Source organism: Shewanella sp. W3-18-1 (genome assembly GCF_000015185.1).
Classification (GTDB): domain Bacteria; phylum Pseudomonadota; class Gammaproteobacteria; order Enterobacterales; family Shewanellaceae; genus Shewanella; species Shewanella putrefaciens.
In genome coordinates this window covers 4,527,405-4,544,454 of record NC_008750.1, presented here as the reverse complement: position 1 = coordinate 4,544,454, position 17,050 = coordinate 4,527,405, and the positions used below count along the sequence as shown (strand labels likewise).

Genomic DNA, 17,050 nt, shown 5'->3' with positions numbered 1-17,050 from the left:
ACTTATCCTGTTGTTCCTACTTCCGTTACTTCCCCGCGTTTCCCGCGTGATAACGCTGTTATCTATACCCAGTTATCAAGCGAAGCCTAGGCGAATACATCTCACATTCTGCCGTTTTCAAGAATAGAAATAGCGTATTTATCCACTCTTGAATTAAGCCTGCTATCACGCTGATGTTTCTTAAGCCGTTACTCTATTTGTCACTAGAGCATGGTTAAGAAGCAAAGTAAGCCTTTACACGGCATAACAAACAGTTAATGCCTATTTTGGGAACAAAATGAGTATATTAAAATCCATATTTACCAAATTCTGGATACTCGCCTTGATAGTGACGAGTCCGTCGCTAATGGCCGCATCGACGGGGTGGTTGGTTAATGATAATCACCCGCCAGCCAAAGTACGTTTTATGCTGACGGGCGAAGTTGATCCCGCAACGAATACTTTGCCCGCTGTGCTTGAAGTACAACTTGAGGGTGATTGGAAAACCTATTGGCGCAGTCCTGGGGAAGGCGGTATCGCGCCGACGATAAAATGGGATGGCTCACACAATCTACAGCAAGTGGATTGGAGATGGCCAGCGCCAGAGGAATTCTCATTATTGGGATTACAAACCTTTGGTTACAAAGGCAATACCACCTTTCCATTAACCATAAAAGTCGATGATATCGCTGCCTCAACTCAGTTGCGTGGCAAAGTGACCTTGTCGACTTGTACCACTATCTGTGTACTGACGGATTATCAGATGAGTCTCGACTTCACGCCCAATGCGTTGCAAGCGGATACCGATGCCATGTTGGCTTACAACAAGGCTGTGTCGCTTGTGCCACAAAAAGTATTGACCCAAGAGGGCCTAAATCCTGCCATGACAATGGGTTGGGATGCCGCCAAAGGTCAACTTGAAGTCAGACTCAATGATGCCAACTGGCAGCAACCCACAGTGATAATCGATGGCGATCCAGATACCACATTCAAGCTAGTGAGCTTAAAACCGAGTGAAAGCGATGTTAACGGCAAGCAATTGGTCGGTATTTTTAGCGGTAAAAGTTGGCTGGGGGAGCCTGAAGTCTTGGGTAAATCGCTGAACATGACTGTTGTCGATAGCGAGCGAGCATTGGAATACCGCTCCGAAGTTAAGCCTGTGGTGATTACCCAAGAAAGTACCTCGATATTTGGCATGATACTGCTGGCGCTTATCGGTGGTTTGATCTTAAACGTCATGCCCTGCGTGCTACCTGTGCTGGGCATGAAGCTCAGCTCAGTGGTTGCCGCGCCTGATCTGAAGCGTAATCAAATTCGCCAACAGTTCATCGCATCGGCTTTGGGAATATTGGCCTCATTCTGGTTATTGGCTGGCTTTATCTTAATGCTTAAGCTCACGGGTCAAGCGATAGGCTGGGGAGTACAGTTCCAAAACCCTTGGTTTATCGGCTTTATGGCGCTGGTGACCACAGTGTTTGCCTTCAATATGTTAGGTGTATTTGAGATTAACTTACCCTCTAACGTGCAAACCAAGTTAGCGACAACGGGCGGTAATAATAACAGCGGTCATTTTTTACAGGGTATGTTTGCGACGCTGCTGGCGACACCGTGCAGTGCACCATCTTTGGGTACTGCGGTCGCCTTCGCTTTGGGCGCCGATGTACTGAGCTTGTTTGCCGTCTTCACCGCGCTGGCCGTAGGTATGGCGTTCCCTTGGTTAATAGTGGCGGCATTTCCGCAGGTGGCGGGTTATTTCCCTAAACCCGGCCGCTGGATGAACACAGTGAAAGTGTTTTTCTCTGGCATGTTGCTCCTCACCAGTTTATGGCTCATTAGCTTGTTGGCCAGCTTTATCGATATGCTGTACCTGTGGCCATTAGCGGCTGTCATTACACTGATATTTATGGTGTTTATGGCTAAAAAATATGGTGCGATTGCCATTGTGAGCTGCTTAGGTATCGGTATTTTACTGTCGGCGGTTATTACCTTTATGACGCTGAATCAGTGGGCTAAACCTTTACCTGCGGATCTTGCTTGGACGCCATTGGATCAAGCATTGATTAATCAGCAGGTCGCCCAGGGTAGGACAGTATTTGTCGATGTGACTGCCGATTGGTGTATCACTTGTAAGGCCAATAAAGTTGGTGTGATCTTGCAAGACCCTGTTTATAGCCTGTTGCAACAGCCGCATATTGTGCCGATGAAGGGCGATTGGACTACGCCTTCTGAACCTATTACTCACTATTTGCAAAGCCATAATCGTTTCGGGGTGCCATTCAACGTGGTTTACGGCCCGGGTGCACCGCAGGGGATTGAGCTGCCGGAAATTCTATCGACTGACCTTGTGCTTGCTGCGATTGAGCAGGCATCAGCATCCCCTGAAAAGTCATCCGTAGTGGCAGGGAAATAACGCGAACAAACAGCCATTCACTCGGTAATATCACTGGCGAGTCTCATTTAATAGCAAGTCGAGTGGCACTCTACAAATACTCAGGTCAGGGATAACCCTGACCTAAAAATGGAAACGTATTATGAAACAGATGATTACAGTAAAAAAAGAAACGGAATCAATGCAGGGAAATCAAATTATTGGCACCACACTTATGTCGAAATTTAGCCTTTTATTCAAACATCGTCAGTTGCAGATGTTTGCCGTATCTGGTGTGGCCATGGCAATGCTGGTGGTTTCCTTGCCTTCGCTGACGACCTCTGCCCATGCCAAGGACAGCAGTTTATCGGCGGCGCAGCAGCAAGAAGTGCGAGCCATCATTAAAGATGCCTTGATTAATGATCCGGACCTAATGAGAGAAGCGATTCTTGCGTGGCAAGCTAGGGAGCAACAGGGCGCAGATGCCGCAATGCAGGCTAGCTTAGCGAGTCATCATCAAGCCATGTATGAAACCAAAAGTGACCCATGGAAGGGGGCTGCAACGCCTGAGATATCTATGGTGTATTTCACCGATTTTAACTGTCCATACTGTAAGAAAATCGAACCTTCGCTGAACAAGTTGATTGAGGAGTTTCCGCAGTTGAAGATCATAATCAAAATGGTGCCGCTGCAGGGCGAAGGCTCCCAAATGGCGGTCGATTTTGCCCAAACGGTTTGGTTAAACGAGCCAGAAAAGTATCTCAAGGTGAAGGATATGTTGATGTCGAGTCCGCGTGGACTCGATGCCGCCGCCATCGCTAAGGTCGCTAAGCTGACGGACACCGAGCGTTGGGTGGGCAATACAGATGAGCGCGTGGCTAAAATGGTCGATGACAATATTAATTTAATGAATGACTTAGGTATAGGTGGCACCCCAAGTATGATAGTGGCCGATACGCTTATTCCTGGATTAGTGCCTTACGAAGAGTTAAAAGCACAGCTTGAAGCCGCGATTGCCGCCAAAGATAAGACGCAGAAAATCCGTTAAGATGCAGCCAAAGGAAACTGAAAATATGAACGCCGAACAGGTTTCAATATCTTTACCTAAACGCATATTGGGCTGGATTAAACAGCTAGCACTTTGGCTGTTAATCGTCCTTGTATTGACCAGCGTGATGGACATCTGGCGCGGCAAAGATATCCCGCGGGATAATTTGCCGCCGTTACAAGGAATGACTTTGACCGGGGTTGAGGTTGATATCGCAAAACTTAGTCAAGATCAGGCAGTATTAGTGTACTTTTGGGGCACTTGGTGCCCTGTGTGTAATTATGTCAGCCCAGCGGTGAGTCAAATGTCGGCCTATTACCCTGTGGTCACGGTTGCCATGAGTTCGGGTGAGGATGATAAACTGAGAAAATATCTTCAACATCAGGGTTATGGCTTTGACACTATTAATGATAGTGACAGTAAGATTGCCCGTGATTGGTCATTACAGGCAACGCCAACCATTATGATCGTTAAAGAAGGTGAGTTAAAACACTACACGACAGGCTTTACTAGCCTGCCCGGTATGTGGTGGCGAATGCTCCTTGCTTAAACGGAACCAGCAAACATATCGCATTGAGTGAAAGGGGATTAAGTATGCAAATTAAGCCAGTGATTTTGGGATTAGTGACAGGTGTAGCATTCAGCTTACCAGTCTTTGCTGATGATGTACCCCAACGCGGCTGTGCCGCCAAGTTAGAGGCCATTAGCCAGCAAATTGAGCATGCTAAAACGGCGGGTAATACATATAAAGTAGCAGGGCTTGAAAAAGCCTATAAAGAAGTCATGACCCATTGTAATGACGATAAGCTATATGCTGAGCGATTGGCAAAAATACAGGCGTTGGAAGCGAAGTTAGTCGAACGTCAAAATGAACTGACTCAAACGGTAAAAGAAGGCCGGCCGATGGATAAAGTCAGTAAAAAACAGGCTAAGGTTGCTGAAGTTGAGGCTGAGCTTGCCAAGGCTAGGGAAGAATTGGAACGCTAAGTTTCTATCGCTGTGAGAGCGAAATTATTCTAAATAATGTGTTGTTAGTTTTTTAAAGAGTAATGTGCTTTCACTAAGGTATTAATCGAACTGAGCTTGGAGATACCTTAGTAACGGCTATTGTGTTAACCCAGTTAGGAGTGAAACTGTGGATCAAGAAATAAGGCTCGAAATTTCTAAGTGGCTAGCGGGCTTTGGAATTGATAGCCAACCCTCTGATGGAATGTCTACCACCATCATCATTTTTGCTTGTTTACTCTTGGCGGGAATCGCCTATTTCATTGTTCGGCGTGTCGTTATTCGAGCCGTTAATATGGTGATCCAACGTTCTAAGGTGACTTGGGATGATGTTTTTATGCGTCATAAAGTGCTTGAAAAGCTGGCGATGGTAGTGCCTGCCATAGTGCTTAATTTATTGATCCCTATAGCCTTAACGGAACATCCATTATTAAGTGGTCTGGTTGACCGACTATTGAGTATTTGGCTAGTGGTACTGATGATCCGCGCCATTTATGCTGCTTTAGATGCGGTTGATGAAATATCAGATGTGAACCTAGTTGGACGACGTCTCCCTGTTAAAAGTTTTGTGCAGTTAACTAAGCTGTTTTTGTTCTTTGTTGGGATTATTGTTTCTATCTCAATCTTGGCTGATCAGTCTCCTGTGTACTTCCTCAGCGGCTTAGGTGTGGCAACGGGTTTTGTGATGCTGGTGTTTCGCGACACTATTCTAGGTTTTGTGGCGGGCATTCAGTTGGCGGCAAACCGAATGGTGAGCAAGGGTGACTGGATCCAGATGGACAAGTACGGTGCCGATGGCGCAGTCGAAGAGGTCTCGTTAACCACTGTCAAAGTGCGCAACTGGGACAAAACCATCACTATGATCCCCGCATACGCGTTAGTCTCGGATGCGTTTCGTAACTGGCGTGGTATGTCTGAGTCGGGTGGCCGTAGGATTAAGCGTGCGGTAAATATCGATATCAATAGTATTAAGTTTTTGACTGAGGATGATCGGAATCGCCTCAGTAAAATCAACTGCTTGAAAGAATATTTTCCTGCAAAAATTAATGAAATCCGTGAGTCAAATGCTAAGGTTTCTGACCTTGATATGATAGTGAATGGACGGCATTTAACAAATGTCGGGACTTTCCGTGCTTATTTACAGGAATATTTGCAACGTCACGATAAAGTGCATAAGGATATGACCTTGATGGTGCGCCAGTTAGCGCCGACGACCGAGGGATTGCCTATTGAGATTTATATCTTTACTAACGATACCCGCTGGGCATTTTATGAGGCAATCCAAGCCGACATATTTGACCATATTTTTGCGGTATTGCCTGAGTTTGGTTTGCAGGCCTTCCAAGCGCCGACAGGCAATGATATCCGCAGTCTAAAATCGGTTAAGGTCGAGGGTTAGTCTCGACTGATCAGAATCACGGCGAGGGTTAAAAATACTCCGCCGCTGGTTCTGTCAAACCAATGGAGTTTGTTACTTGCCCTAAGCGTTGGTGCAAGTACGTTTGCCATACTGGCGTAAATCATCACAAATCCAAAATCCACTACGGCCCATGTAAGTGCTAATAGGGTCAGTTGTGGCACTTGCGGCGCAGAGATATCAATAAATTGCGGAAACAATGCGGCAAAAAACAGTAAATCTTTTGGATTGCTTATTCCCACAAGAAAAGCCTGTTTGTAGAGTTGTTTAGGTGTCCCTTTACCTTTTAATTGGCCGACTTCAATGGGGGCCGCATGGCTTTTCGTCAGTAGTAGTTTAATACCTAAAAATACTAAATAGGCAGCACCACACCATTTGAGTAAGGTAAAGCCATAGTCTGAAGTGCTGATAACGGCACCTAATCCTGCAGCAGAGGCCATCATCAAAATTAAAGCCGCACTCACACTGCCAAGACCTGTAGCTATACTGCGTATTTTGCCGAAATGGATCCCATGTGACATAGACAACATAGCGATAGGTCCGGGCGAAATGCCAATCAATACAATGGCAAAAAGATAGAGTAACCAAGTGTCGGGGTGCATATATGTCGCTCTAAATTGAATTAATGTTTATCGCTCGCCACAAAATCAGGGATCACCTTAGGATGGCGACCTTTAATGGTGCGGTAGAAGCTCAAAATATCCTGCATATCGGTTGTGATATCGCCACAGGGCTGCAATGGCGTCCGTATAATGACAGTGCGGCGGCTAAAGTCTAGCCCTACAGGAGTAATAGGTACCCCAGCTTTGCTGGCAATATGGTAGAAACCGCACTTCCAACGCGTTACGGGGCTGCGGGTACCTTCGGGGGCGAGTGCCAGTTTGTAATCGGCTTTAGATTCAAAAAGTTGTATGGCAGTATCGACTAAATTATTATTTTTACGCCTATCTACTGGGCTGCCGCCTATGGCACGAAAGAACCAGCCCCAAGGTGGGATAAAGAGTTGATGTTTACCGAGAAAGTGAATTCGAGTTCCTAAGGCGCCACGGGCTAAAACCCCCACTATAAAATCCCAGTTACTGGTGTGTGGCGCAACGATGACGATGTATTTAGCACAGTCAGGGAGTTGCCCTTCTATTTGCCAACCTGAAATGTTGAGTAGCCAGCGGCAAAGTATGGTAAACATAGTGAGATACTCAGAGTAGAAAAATTAATAATATCATCAGCATTTTAGCTTATGGTATGAGCGAGGCAAGATAGTCTAGACTAATTTGGCTATAGTACTTGATTGTGGGGGGACGATACGATGTTGAAAAAAGGGCGATTAAACAAGCTTGTGTTGCAGCGTGTTTTGGCGGCGCTTTTACTCTTAGTGACTTGCCATGTAAATGCGGTACCAACGGATGACATCACCCAAATGCTCAAAGGCCAAGAAGATGCGTGGAATCGTGGTGATCTTAACGCCTATATGCAAGGCTATTGGAAAAATGAGCAATTACGTTTTGTTTCAAATGGAAAATTTAGCTATGGCTGGGAGGCAACCCTTGCTGCTTATAAAAAGAATTATCCCAATAAAGAAGCGTTGGGCGAGCTTAAGTTCACCATCAAAGAAATCAAAATGTTAAGTAATTATGCCGCCATGGTTGTGGGACGTTGGGATCTACGCCGTGCAAAGGATGCCCCTTCAGGCGTATTTACCTTGTTGGTTGAAAAAATAGAGGATCGCTGGGTGATTACCATGGATCACAGCTCTGACTAAGTTCTGCTCTAACTGCCTGTATTCGTTGTGGCGGGTAACATGAAGTGAAAATCCTGCTGCCCAAGTTGCCTACCTTTGCCATCGTATCTCACTTCGGTGAAATGCATGCTGCCTTGAACATCTTCTAGTAAAACGCTGGTGGAGCGCGTTCCATAATCGGGATGGCGAATATAAATTGCCGCTAAACGTCGCTCCCATTCGAGCCCAATTCCTGTGTTGGGTAATTCGTTATCCAATGGTTGGGAATCATCTTTCATCAGTTGGAGTAGAGCGGGTATCTCTATACTTTGCGATTGATTGATTAATGCTTCTAATGCCTGCTGTCCCTTTGCCATTTTGGGCCAAATATCATCGAGTGCTCCATTGCTAATGGCATGAAATCCATCGGATAGTTTTATAGTTTGCTTATTTAGGCTGTTAAAACAATACAGATGTACACCTTGCCCAAAAACCAAGTTGAAGGGCTGATAATTATCACTATGCTCGGCAAGCCAATTAGGACAAATCAGTGAACCAGAGCTGAGTGCCTTAGTAATCAGTTCTCCACGACTACGCATCGCTTCAGGACTCTTTTGTGGCACTCGTAAATTAGTGACTCCAGCAACTTGTCCTTGTTTATTGACGCCAAACCAAGTTCCGCCAGCCTGCATATCTTTACCTGCCAGAATATTATGGTCTGGTGACCAATAATGGGCGGGAGCCGTTGGCCTATGGTGAAACTCATCACGGTTAGCGCAGATGATGAGGGGGTACTGAGGATGGGCGTTGATAGCCACAAATAGTATGCACATAACAGGCTAAATTAATCTCAATGTTGGATTAACTTAGCCTGTCTACTCACAAATGAACAGTATTAGTGGTGGTGTGAGTCTTTATCCGCCTTGCTATGCCCGTGTGAATGGGTATGAGATTGATTTTTTACTGGCGGGTGTCCATGGCTGTGCTCGTTATGTGCATGCCCATGTTGATGTGATTCTGCTTTACCCAACATAAGACGACGTAAAAACTGGCGAGGGCCTAAACGTAATAAACTCGCAGCAAAAAGCGCGGAGAGTATCAGCAGTGCCAATATGTTGATTATTTCCGGTAGCGTGACAAGCGAAAACCACACAGGTAAACGCATCGAGGCAATTAAGGCTATCGCAATAAGAGATAGTAATACGCCTCTTTGCTGCCAAGTCATCAATTTAAGCTGAGCAATATTAAGCACCGGCGCCGCAATGAGTGGCAGAATAATCGCCAGCGGACTCCAGCCACTGTAAGCAAGCGCCAAGGCTAATACGGCAGCACCTAAGTTACAGAAACGCATAGGTAAAAAAACCAATAACAGCACTATGAGTTGTAGTACAGGGTGGTTTAAGGGTACTGATGGATGACCGATAAGATTCACTAGCACTAAGCTCAGTAGGATCCATGGCGCGCTACGATCGACTAAGTGCGCAAAACCAAAATGCAGCGCACGATGGGGTAATTGAGAGTGTGGATCGGTTATTTGAACCTGAGCATAGCTTAAATACACGCTCATAATCAAAGTGACAACTAATTGAAATAAAGCAAACCAAGGTCCGAGGAGTAGGAAAGTAATAATCAAGGCTTCAGGCCCCGCTAAGCGTTGGAACCAGCGTCGAGTTAAGCTGTTATCCTGAGGCGTTAGGCCAAATTTAAATCGAACTGCTGCCGCTGTATAACTCAGTAGAAGTATGGGGGCAAGTATTAGCAACCAAGGTATTAGCTGCTCTGTGCTGTGATCATGGTGGGCATGTTGATGGCCACCAGTATCCATCAACAGCAATGCCATTAATAAAGCTATCCCTAATAAGCTGCCAATACCTGCTTGGTATTCATATTTGCCTTGTTTATCGGTTTCATGCTGACCATGGGGTTGATGTAATACAACATGTAAAATTGAGCCTGTTACAAATGCTTGTAAATAAACAGTTTTATCTATGCTTGTGTGTGATAAAAGCTGTTCGCTGGCAAAATAGCCTATGCCAGTGAATACCATAATGGCGGCAAAGATAACGAGCGTCCAACGGATACCAAGATGGGGTTTAAGTATCCACCAAACGGCAAAACCCACAGGGAGCCGATGGAGTATAACGCCCAGCGCTAGCAGAATGGAGTTACCTTCCTGCTGTGCCAACACCATTGCACTACCATCAGTCATGGTATGTAGCAATAAGCCGCTAATACCAAGGAAAAGGGCGAAATTATGGGTGATTTCAGAGTAACGATGAAATAATCGTTCACTGGCTGTTGGCCCCCAAAGCCCGAGGATAACAAAGACGATCGCGAGAATGCCACCATGCTCAAGTAGTTCTGGCAAGATATGGATGAGCACCAACCCGCCCAAAGAGACAAATATAAAGCCATCGAGTCCCTTCTGTAGACCGCTACCCGATGAAAAATAGCGATAAAACAGTGGCCCGATTAAGAGTGCAAGACAACTAGCGAGAAGATAGAGCATGGAGTCCACAATATTTATTGAAAAAACGCCGTAGTATAGCAGTTGTTATGTAAATGAGCAGTGACTTGTTGGTAATTTACCAAACTGACGTACCAATGATATTTGTGTCAATGTCGTGGAGATTTTACTCGGTTTACCCATCTATAAATATCCAGGACTCTGCGGGAGTTTAAAGCGTTTTACCCTGTGGTTAAGCGCGGCGCCGGGACGGAGCATATAGCGCCCCCCTTGCATCAACTCAAGAGGTGGCAGCATTCAGCCATTGATGTGTGCTGAATTGAAGTACCTAGGCGCGCTGAAACGCGTATCTTGGGATTGTTGGGTATAGGGCGTAAATTTTCATACCCGTGTCGAGAAAAGGTTATACAATATGGGCTTATGTTGGCTTGGGCATTGATAAAGTTAAATGGATATATTTTCTGCTGCGGTAATGTTATTTCTGATTATGGACCCTCTCGGGAATTTGCCGATTTTCGCCTCGATTCTACGTCATATCGAGCCTAAAAAACGTCGTAAAGTATTGATCCGCGAGCTACTCTTCGCTTTAGTTATCATGCTCGCCTTCCTCTATGCAGGCGAAGCTATCTTAAGTTTCCTCAATTTACGCTCCGAGTCCGTGAGTATTGCTGGCGGGATTATTTTGTTCCTGATTGCAATTAAAATGATTTTCCCTCAACCCGGTGGTGTTGTGGGGTTAGCGGCAGGTGAAGAGCCTTTTATTGTGCCAATGGCGATCCCCTTGATGGCGGGGCCATCTATCTTAGCCGCACTTATTTTACTCGCCCATACCGATGGCTCTCGTATGGGGGATTGGACGATTGCCTTAGTGTCGGCTTGGGCTGCAAGTGCGGTTATCTTGATGTTTTATAAGCTCTTCACCCGTATGTTGGGGGAGAAGGGTTTAACTGCCGTCGAGCGTCTTATGGGTATGGTGCTCGTGATGATATCGGTGCAAATGTTCCTCGATGGTGTTTCAAATTATATGAAAACGACGGGATAAATAGCATTCAAGTTATCTAAAATGAATAAAGCCGTATTAGCTTAAGGTTAATGCGGCTTTTTTCTTACCGAATATAGGCATTAGCTGAATATCTGCTGACAAAACAAAAAATGCTGCATACAGACAAATGTATCAAGTTGTTACTCTTGCGGTGTCCTGATAATGTCAATCTTTCTGTATACAAACCATAACGCACCAGAATTTATACTAGATTATAAAGAGGGATGTATTTGCCATCGGATCGGTGTTTTTGTGTTAGCAAACAGTGTGACAAGGGGCCGGTTTTTATGAGAGGTAAATTAAAAATGCGAAGCATAAACGACATCACAGCATTTGTGCTGATGCTGGCATTGATGAGCGGCGCCAGTATTGCTGCACCAAATCATACACCTGCAGATGCAGGGGTGATTAATAAGGAGCGAATATTATATTGGCTGATTGAGCGTGGTGAGGTTTCTGTTGACGCGAGTGAAAGTGTCAAACAGGCTGCGGTTGAGGCTTATATTCATCGTGCTACCCTAGCTCAACCTAAGGCACCTCGTATTGAGGTTGAAGCCGAGCATGCTCGTTTACAACAGTCCAAATCATCCAAGTTGATGCGTTCCCCTGCGCAGCGTTTAGTCGCCGATGCTGATGTCACAAAAACGGTGAAAGTATTAGCCGTTCTGATTGATTTTCCAAACCTAAAATATAATAACAATGGCTTAAAAACGGGTGATACAGAGATGTTCTACCCTAGTTATCCTGTCGCTCACTATAAGGATTTGCTCTTTTCTACCTCGGGATTTAAAGGTCCACAGGGGCAGACTTTTGATTCGGGGTACCAGTATTATCAAGCGGTTTCAGGTAAAACCTTCTTCTTCACTGGCGATGTAAAAGGCTGGTATACCGCGAGTCAAAATGCGGAATATTATGGTGCTAATGATGCACAAACCGACAGTGATGCCAATGTGACTGAGCTCATTAAGGAGGCTGTATCCCAAGCGGTTGCGGATATGTCGGCGGCTGAATTAGCCAGTTATGATGTTGAAGATCCTTACGATTTAAATAATAACGGCAACTTAGATGAACCTGATGGCATTATCGATCATGTGATGATTTTTCACTCCAGCATTGGTGAAGAAGCTGGCGGTGGAAAGCTGGGGGCCAATGCTATCTGGTCCCACCGATATTTTGTTGACCAAAGGACTCGCGGTTATGCCATTCCGAATTCAACGAAGAAATTGTTTGGCTACACTATTCAGCCAATTGATGCGGGAACTGGAGTGTGTACCCACGAGTTTGGCCATGATTTAGGTTTACCCGATGAATACGATACTTCGTCAAATACCAATAAAGATGGCTCGCCTGTAGGCTTATGGTCTTTGATGTCGGGTGGCAGTTGGGCTGGCAGTATTGCGGGTGCCCAACCGAGTGGTTTTAGCCCTTATGCTCGCTCTTACCTACAGGAAAAATACAAAGGAAAGTGGTTAAATGAGCGTGAAATAACCCTAGCGAGTATTCCTAAGTCGGGGATGGAGTTGACCTTAAATGAGGCGGTTAACCATCAAGCCGTGAATCAAATTTCTATTCCACTTCCTGCTGCGCCTATTCCTTTTAAGGCTCCCTATCAAGGCCGTTACCAGTATTATTCTGGCCAAGGAAATATGCTAAATAACAGTATGAGCTTTGCTGTTAATTTACCTACAGTAACAAGCGATAAACTCACTTTAACGATGAAAGCGAGTTGGAGCATGGAACCTGATTATGACTATATGCAGGTAAAAGTAAGAGGTACAGCAATTCCGGGTAATTATACAAAGTCGGTTAACGCGATGAATAGCGCTCGCCATATCATTACGGGCGAATCGTCAGCAATTCCTCAGGCGGAGGGTAACGATGCTTGGGTTACCTTAGAATATGATTTATCCGGCTTTTCTGGTACAGCAGTTCCTATTGAAATCAACTATGTGACCGATGAGTATGCCTCAGAGTCGGGGGTGACTATCGATAATATCAGCATTAAGCAGAACACCACTGAACTCTATGCTGATAACGCTGAAGTTGCGGGTAAAGTGACATTAAACGGTTATAGTCGTATCCAAGATGCGCGTCCTGGCGCACCATCGCGTTATCTTGTGCAATTACGTAGCCATAATGGGGTCGATGCAGGCTTGAGAGTGGCGGGCTTTGATCCAGGCGTATTGTTATGGTTAGAGAACTTAAGCTATTACGACAATAATGTGTCTGCTCATCCTGGGTATAGTTTGATTGGTGTTATTGATGCCGACCAAAATATGATCGGTACTCGCTCTACCGATGAGCAAATCCGCGATGCAGCTTTTAGCACTGTGAGACAAACAGCGTTTGCGGGGGATAGCCATCTTAATGCCGTAAGCCTATTCGATGACAGTTTAGATTACAGTGCGCCCCTGCAACCTCAGTCAGGTATGGTGTTGCAGAAACTAGGCCTAACGATGGAGGTTTTATCCCAAGCCAGCAATAACAGTACTGCGGTTGTTCGCTTAGCCAATGCGAACTCCGCTGTGATAGTGCCATTAACGGTCAGTTTTACTAAAACAGTGAATCAGTTAGCCGTCAACTTTGTCAGTAATACTCAAGGTGCTGTAGGTGCAGTAACCTACGCTTGGGATTTTGGCGATGGCACCACAAGTACAGCGGCAGCGCCAACCCACACCTATACGGCGGCTGGGACTTACACAGTGACACTCACAGTAACAGATACACAAAATACAACAGCCAGTAGCAGTTCAACGGTAACAGTTACCGCGTCTGTCACGCCGCCAGTAACACCTCCGAGTAGTGAAGGTTCTGGTGGAGGTGGTGGTAGTTTAGGTTGGTTAAGTCTTGCTTTCCTTGGTTTATTTGCTTGGCGTCGTCAGTTACATGCTTACTAAGAACCAGATGAAAAATGCCTCTATTTAGAGGCATTTTTCTGCATTGTGATTAAGAATTAACGCAAGATAAAAGTGATCACTGGCAAATTGCTCGCTCGGCCGCAGGTAAAAATATTTCACTGACGATCATCTCATCCTGGCCGTGGTGAAAATAGCGACGGCGTCCCCACAGGAGATGTTCAACCCTTTGATCTAAACTTGCAGCTAAGTGTGCAAGACGACTACCTGTATCAAAGCTGGCGACTTCTATTCTGCCGGGGATAAAGTTATCTTGGCTAAAGAGTAATTCGCCAAGGGGACGAGAACCCAAACCGAGAAAATCCGCTTCTCGTTCAGACAGCAAAGAGAGTGGGATTAAGGTTCTGGCAAACACCCAAGGAACATTATCAAGGCATAGCAATACTTCACGAACCCAAACAGAGCCTTGCTGAGGATATTCATCTTTGAAGGGGGCGAGTTGGCCTTCACCGAGGACTTTGACTTCAAACTGATTGCAGCAGGTTTTGAGTTTTTTTGTCAGGCTGCCTGGGGCGAGTAACCACTCTTTTAGCGGTGACGGGGGAAGTTTATCGGTACGATCAGCACAAAACCATTGAATAGATTCACCATAGGGGAAGCTTAAGCTAGTCACATTCATTAAATACTCGTTACAATATAGGCAAACGTCGGCAGTCTACCATGTCGCGGCGCGAGCAGATAGATTGGGAAGTTTCTTCCATTGACCACACTTGTTAGGGAGCTATAAACCACGATGAAAAAATTACTAACAGCCTGCCTGATGGTGTTTGGTGTTGTTTTCAGTGTCTATGCCGCTGATGAGAAAGAAACGCCTCCCGCAACGCCGCCTGTGGCTAACTATGCTTACTATGGTTTTGATCCCGAGATTGTGACCAATTATATTTCCAATCGTAAAAAGCTCGGTTTTGTGAAGATCAGTGTTGAGTTAATGGTTAAAAATCCGGAAGACTTACTTATCCTTCAGCGCCATGATCCATTACTGCGCGCTGCGCTTGTCGAGATACTTGGAAATCAATCGGAAGAGAAAGTTAAATCCTTAATCGGTCGAGAAGAGATCCGCCGTGAGTGCTTTGATATGTTGAATAATCTCATTATTAAAGAATCGGGTAAGTCTATTATTTTAAACTTGTTATTTACTTCTTATCTCTACGATTAATCTCGTCATATTAGCGTAAGGGCCGAGTCAGTATCGGCCCTATGTATTGAGTTGTTATGCCAAAACCTCCTCGTTCTACTCAGATACTATCCTGTAATGCGCCTAACGGTAAGCCTAAAACTCAACATCCGAGTGCTCGAGCTAAGGTGAAAAGGACTCCCGTTAACACACGTTCAATCGCTGAGATAAAAAAAGCACTACATCCACGCAATGTCCATATTAATGGCTATGATTTTAACGCTCTGATCAAAGCATTTCCTCGACTTAATGCCTTTGTGCGACCAACATCATTTGGTGGATTATCCATAGATTTTGCGGATCCAGAGGCGGTTAAAACCCTGAATACTGCGCTACTTAAACATCATTATGGGATTGATTTTTGGGATATCCCTAAAGGCGCGCTATGTCCTCCTATTCCCGGTAGAGTGGATTATCTACACTATTTGGCAGATCTTTTAGCTGAAGGAGATCACCACTTAGTTATGGATCGTGTTTCTGTACTCGATATTGGTACTGGCGCGAATGGTATTTACCCTATTTTGGGCTGCCAAGTTTTTGGTTGGCATTTTGTGGCATCGGATATCAATTCGATTTCTTTAGCGAATGTCCAAGGGATCATTGCACAAAATCCTGCATTACATGGCCGTTTAAATTTAAGATTGCAGGGCGATGAAAGCGCGATATTTAAGGGCGTTATTCAGCCTCAAGAACGCTTCGAGTTAACCCTCTGTAATCCACCTTTTCACGCTTCTTTAGCCGAAGCGGCAGAAGGAAGCCTGCGTAAAGTACGTAATCTGCAACTTAATCGCGGTCGTACAGCCAAGCCTGTGGCTAAACTGAATTTTGGGGGACAGGGCGCAGAACTCTGGTGCCAAGGCGGTGAGCCGCAGTTTTTAGCCACAATGATCGATGAGAGCCAAGCATTTGCCGATCAATGTTTGTGGTTTACGAGTCTGGTCTCTAAGAAGGAAAATTTGAAACCATGCTATCAAGCATTAGCGAAATTGGCCGTAGATACAGTCAAAACCATAGAAATGCAGCAAGGCAATAAAATGACGCGGATTTTAGCATGGAGCTTTCAGTCGGCAGCTAAACGTAAAATCTGGCGCAATGCGCATTTATCAGATTAATTGAATATAAAAGGTAGGCGTCATTGACGCCTACCTTGGTATTAAGCTATTGGTTTTCTTCTTTATGATCGCGGCGAAATAATGCCCATTCTTCAATAGTGTCACCGATAGGTAAGGTGCTTATTTACGACCTAATATGCGCAAAATTCGTAAGAATAGGTTGATGATATCCATATATAAAGCCGCGGCACTATCAATGGCATTATCTATGGTCTTGGGGATTTGATTCGCCCGTCCCCAGTCGTAACCGATATAACCGCAGAAAATAAGCACGACTATCCAATCTAAAATACCGTGGTGAGTATTAAAGATAAATATTTCAATCAGTTCAACCACGATAACGAGCAGTAGTGCTATGGTGAGTGCGCCAGCAATTTTTTGGAAAAAGGCGGGGAAAAGTGTACCTAAGCACATCATCGCTACGGTCACTAGCCCCGTTATTCTGATGGCTTCCGTGACTAACTCTGGATCATATTGACTCACTACCATATTGATAATTAAGCCAAAGGGGACGACTACAAAGTTATAGCCAATAAAGCTTACGACGGGGTTACTCGATTTTTGAAATAGATAAATCCCAAAGAAACAGGAGGCAAAATAGCCGATAAAGAAAATCCAAGGGTTAATACTTGCAATCGTGTTGGGATCAATATTAGTGACCATCCAATAGTTAACTGCAAATCCCCAAACGAGCGTTAGGCCTATCACTAGGTTATAAAGCCCCGCGCCTATGATAGTGTCATTTGTCGTGCTACGGTCAAAAACGCTATTTTGTGAATCCATATGATCCTTTATATCCTTATAAT

Annotated in this window: 16 protein-coding genes; 10 read left to right on the top strand and 6 right to left on the bottom strand. The window is 45.0% G+C overall.

Annotated elements, in window-relative coordinates:
• The first annotated feature begins 277 nt into the window (after positions 1-277).
• The 5 genes from SPUTW3181_RS20550 (at position 278) to SPUTW3181_RS20530 (ending at position 5,799) form a co-directional block, all read left to right on the top strand.
• Positions 278-2,389, top strand: a complete 2,112-nt coding sequence (locus SPUTW3181_RS20550) for a protein-disulfide reductase DsbD family protein (RefSeq protein ID WP_011791184.1) — start codon at positions 278-280, stop codon at positions 2,387-2,389.
• Between the two features lie 193 nt (positions 2,390-2,582).
• Positions 2,583-3,395: a thioredoxin domain-containing protein gene (locus SPUTW3181_RS20545; RefSeq protein ID WP_413540241.1), complete on the top strand. Its 813-nt coding sequence runs from the start codon at positions 2,583-2,585 to the stop codon at positions 3,393-3,395.
• Between the two features lie 25 nt (positions 3,396-3,420).
• Positions 3,421-3,945 carry a protein disulfide oxidoreductase gene (locus SPUTW3181_RS20540; RefSeq protein ID WP_011791182.1) on the top strand — a complete coding sequence of 175 codons (525 nt, stop codon included), beginning with the start codon at positions 3,421-3,423 and terminating at the stop codon, positions 3,943-3,945.
• Positions 3,946-3,989: 44 nt separating this feature from the next.
• Complete coding sequence (locus tag SPUTW3181_RS20535) at positions 3,990-4,382, top strand: DUF1090 domain-containing protein (RefSeq protein WP_011791181.1); 393 nt, start codon at positions 3,990-3,992, stop codon at positions 4,380-4,382.
• A 148-nt stretch (positions 4,383-4,530) separates the two neighbouring features.
• Positions 4,531-5,799 carry a mechanosensitive ion channel family protein gene (locus SPUTW3181_RS20530; RefSeq protein ID WP_011791180.1) on the top strand — a complete coding sequence of 423 codons (1,269 nt, stop codon included), beginning with the start codon at positions 4,531-4,533 and terminating at the stop codon, positions 5,797-5,799.
• Here SPUTW3181_RS20530 and SPUTW3181_RS20525 read toward each other — a convergent pair.
• Positions 5,796-6,419, bottom strand: coding sequence for a LysE family translocator (locus SPUTW3181_RS20525; protein WP_011791179.1), 624 nt, complete (start codon positions 6,417-6,419; stop codon positions 5,796-5,798). The genes SPUTW3181_RS20530 and SPUTW3181_RS20525 overlap by 4 nt on opposite strands.
• 20 nt (positions 6,420-6,439) lie before the next feature.
• Entirely contained in the window at positions 6,440-7,003 is a 564-nt protein-coding gene (locus SPUTW3181_RS20520; RefSeq protein ID WP_011791178.1) for a lysophospholipid acyltransferase family protein, read from the bottom strand.
• A 120-nt stretch (positions 7,004-7,123) separates the two neighbouring features.
• Here SPUTW3181_RS20520 and SPUTW3181_RS20515 point away from each other — a divergent pair, with 120 nt between their 5' ends.
• Positions 7,124-7,576, top strand: a complete 453-nt coding sequence (locus SPUTW3181_RS20515; RefSeq protein ID WP_011791177.1) for a YybH family protein — start codon at positions 7,124-7,126, stop codon at positions 7,574-7,576.
• Positions 7,577-7,584: 8 nt separating this feature from the next.
• Here SPUTW3181_RS20515 and SPUTW3181_RS20510 read toward each other — a convergent pair whose 3' ends face one another.
• Together SPUTW3181_RS20510 and SPUTW3181_RS20505 are read right to left on the bottom strand one after the other, a co-directional pair.
• Positions 7,585-8,367, bottom strand: a complete 783-nt coding sequence (locus tag SPUTW3181_RS20510) for an NRDE family protein (RefSeq protein WP_011791176.1) — start codon at positions 8,365-8,367, stop codon at positions 7,585-7,587.
• Between the two features lie 62 nt (positions 8,368-8,429).
• A complete protein-coding gene (locus tag SPUTW3181_RS20505; protein ID WP_011791175.1) occupies positions 8,430-10,043 on the bottom strand; it encodes a hypothetical protein in 1,614 nt (537 codons plus the stop codon).
• Positions 10,044-10,449: 406 nt separating this feature from the next.
• Between SPUTW3181_RS20505 and SPUTW3181_RS20500 the strand changes: the two genes are divergently transcribed.
• Together SPUTW3181_RS20500 and SPUTW3181_RS20495 are read left to right on the top strand one after the other, a co-directional pair.
• Positions 10,450-11,043: a YhgN family NAAT transporter gene (locus SPUTW3181_RS20500; RefSeq protein WP_011791174.1), complete on the top strand. Its 594-nt coding sequence runs from the start codon at positions 10,450-10,452 to the stop codon at positions 11,041-11,043.
• A gap of 305 nt (positions 11,044-11,348) precedes the next feature.
• Positions 11,349-13,940: an immune inhibitor A domain-containing protein gene (locus SPUTW3181_RS20495; RefSeq protein WP_011791173.1), complete on the top strand. Its 2,592-nt coding sequence runs from the start codon at positions 11,349-11,351 to the stop codon at positions 13,938-13,940.
• Between the two features lie 76 nt (positions 13,941-14,016).
• Here SPUTW3181_RS20495 and SPUTW3181_RS20490 read toward each other — a convergent pair whose 3' ends face one another.
• Entirely contained in the window at positions 14,017-14,577 is a 561-nt protein-coding gene (locus SPUTW3181_RS20490; RefSeq protein WP_011791172.1) for a chorismate--pyruvate lyase family protein, read from the bottom strand.
• Between the two features lie 114 nt (positions 14,578-14,691).
• Here SPUTW3181_RS20490 and SPUTW3181_RS20485 point away from each other — a divergent pair, with 114 nt between their 5' ends.
• The gene (locus SPUTW3181_RS20485) at positions 14,692-15,114 is read left to right on the top strand and encodes a flagellar basal body-associated protein FliL (RefSeq protein WP_011791171.1); all 423 of its coding nucleotides are present in this window, start codon (positions 14,692-14,694) and stop codon (positions 15,112-15,114) included.
• Positions 15,115-15,170: 56 nt separating this feature from the next.
• Positions 15,171-16,244: a 23S rRNA (adenine(1618)-N(6))-methyltransferase RlmF gene (gene rlmF / locus SPUTW3181_RS20480; RefSeq protein ID WP_011791170.1), complete on the top strand. Its 1,074-nt coding sequence runs from the start codon at positions 15,171-15,173 to the stop codon at positions 16,242-16,244.
• 120 nt (positions 16,245-16,364) lie between these two features.
• Here the strand turns inward: rlmF and SPUTW3181_RS20475 are convergent, their stop codons facing one another.
• Entirely contained in the window at positions 16,365-17,027 is a 663-nt protein-coding gene (locus SPUTW3181_RS20475; RefSeq protein WP_011791169.1) for a Bax inhibitor-1 family protein, read from the bottom strand.
• Between the last annotated feature and the right edge of the window lie 23 nt (positions 17,028-17,050).

What these genes read in the sequence shown, in the direction of transcription:
- SPUTW3181_RS20510 (WP_011791176.1), bottom strand. Translation starts at nt 8,367, where the DNA reads ATGTGCATACTATTTGTGGCTATCAACGCCCATCCTCAGTACCCCCTC.
- rlmF (WP_011791170.1), top strand. Translation starts at nt 15,171, where the DNA reads ATGCCAAAACCTCCTCGTTCTACTCAGATACTATCCTGTAATGCGCCT.
- SPUTW3181_RS20490 (WP_011791172.1), bottom strand. Translation starts at nt 14,577, where the DNA reads ATGAATGTGACTAGCTTAAGCTTCCCCTATGGTGAATCTATTCAATGG.
- SPUTW3181_RS20515 (WP_011791177.1), top strand. Translation starts at nt 7,124, where the DNA reads ATGTTGAAAAAAGGGCGATTAAACAAGCTTGTGTTGCAGCGTGTTTTG.
- SPUTW3181_RS20525 (WP_011791179.1), bottom strand. Translation starts at nt 6,419, where the DNA reads ATGCACCCCGACACTTGGTTACTCTATCTTTTTGCCATTGTATTGATT.
- SPUTW3181_RS20475 (WP_011791169.1), bottom strand. Translation starts at nt 17,027, where the DNA reads ATGGATTCACAAAATAGCGTTTTTGACCGTAGCACGACAAATGACACT.
- SPUTW3181_RS20545 (WP_413540241.1), top strand. Translation starts at nt 2,583, where the DNA reads ATGTCGAAATTTAGCCTTTTATTCAAACATCGTCAGTTGCAGATGTTT.
- SPUTW3181_RS20550 (WP_011791184.1), top strand. Translation starts at nt 278, where the DNA reads ATGAGTATATTAAAATCCATATTTACCAAATTCTGGATACTCGCCTTG.
- SPUTW3181_RS20500 (WP_011791174.1), top strand. Translation starts at nt 10,450, where the DNA reads ATGGATATATTTTCTGCTGCGGTAATGTTATTTCTGATTATGGACCCT.
- SPUTW3181_RS20540 (WP_011791182.1), top strand. Translation starts at nt 3,421, where the DNA reads ATGAACGCCGAACAGGTTTCAATATCTTTACCTAAACGCATATTGGGC.
- SPUTW3181_RS20485 (WP_011791171.1), top strand. Translation starts at nt 14,692, where the DNA reads ATGAAAAAATTACTAACAGCCTGCCTGATGGTGTTTGGTGTTGTTTTC.
- SPUTW3181_RS20495 (WP_011791173.1), top strand. Translation starts at nt 11,349, where the DNA reads ATGCGAAGCATAAACGACATCACAGCATTTGTGCTGATGCTGGCATTG.
- SPUTW3181_RS20520 (WP_011791178.1), bottom strand. Translation starts at nt 7,003, where the DNA reads ATGTTTACCATACTTTGCCGCTGGCTACTCAACATTTCAGGTTGGCAA.
- SPUTW3181_RS20535 (WP_011791181.1), top strand. Translation starts at nt 3,990, where the DNA reads ATGCAAATTAAGCCAGTGATTTTGGGATTAGTGACAGGTGTAGCATTC.
- SPUTW3181_RS20505 (WP_011791175.1), bottom strand. Translation starts at nt 10,043, where the DNA reads ATGCTCTATCTTCTCGCTAGTTGTCTTGCACTCTTAATCGGGCCACTG.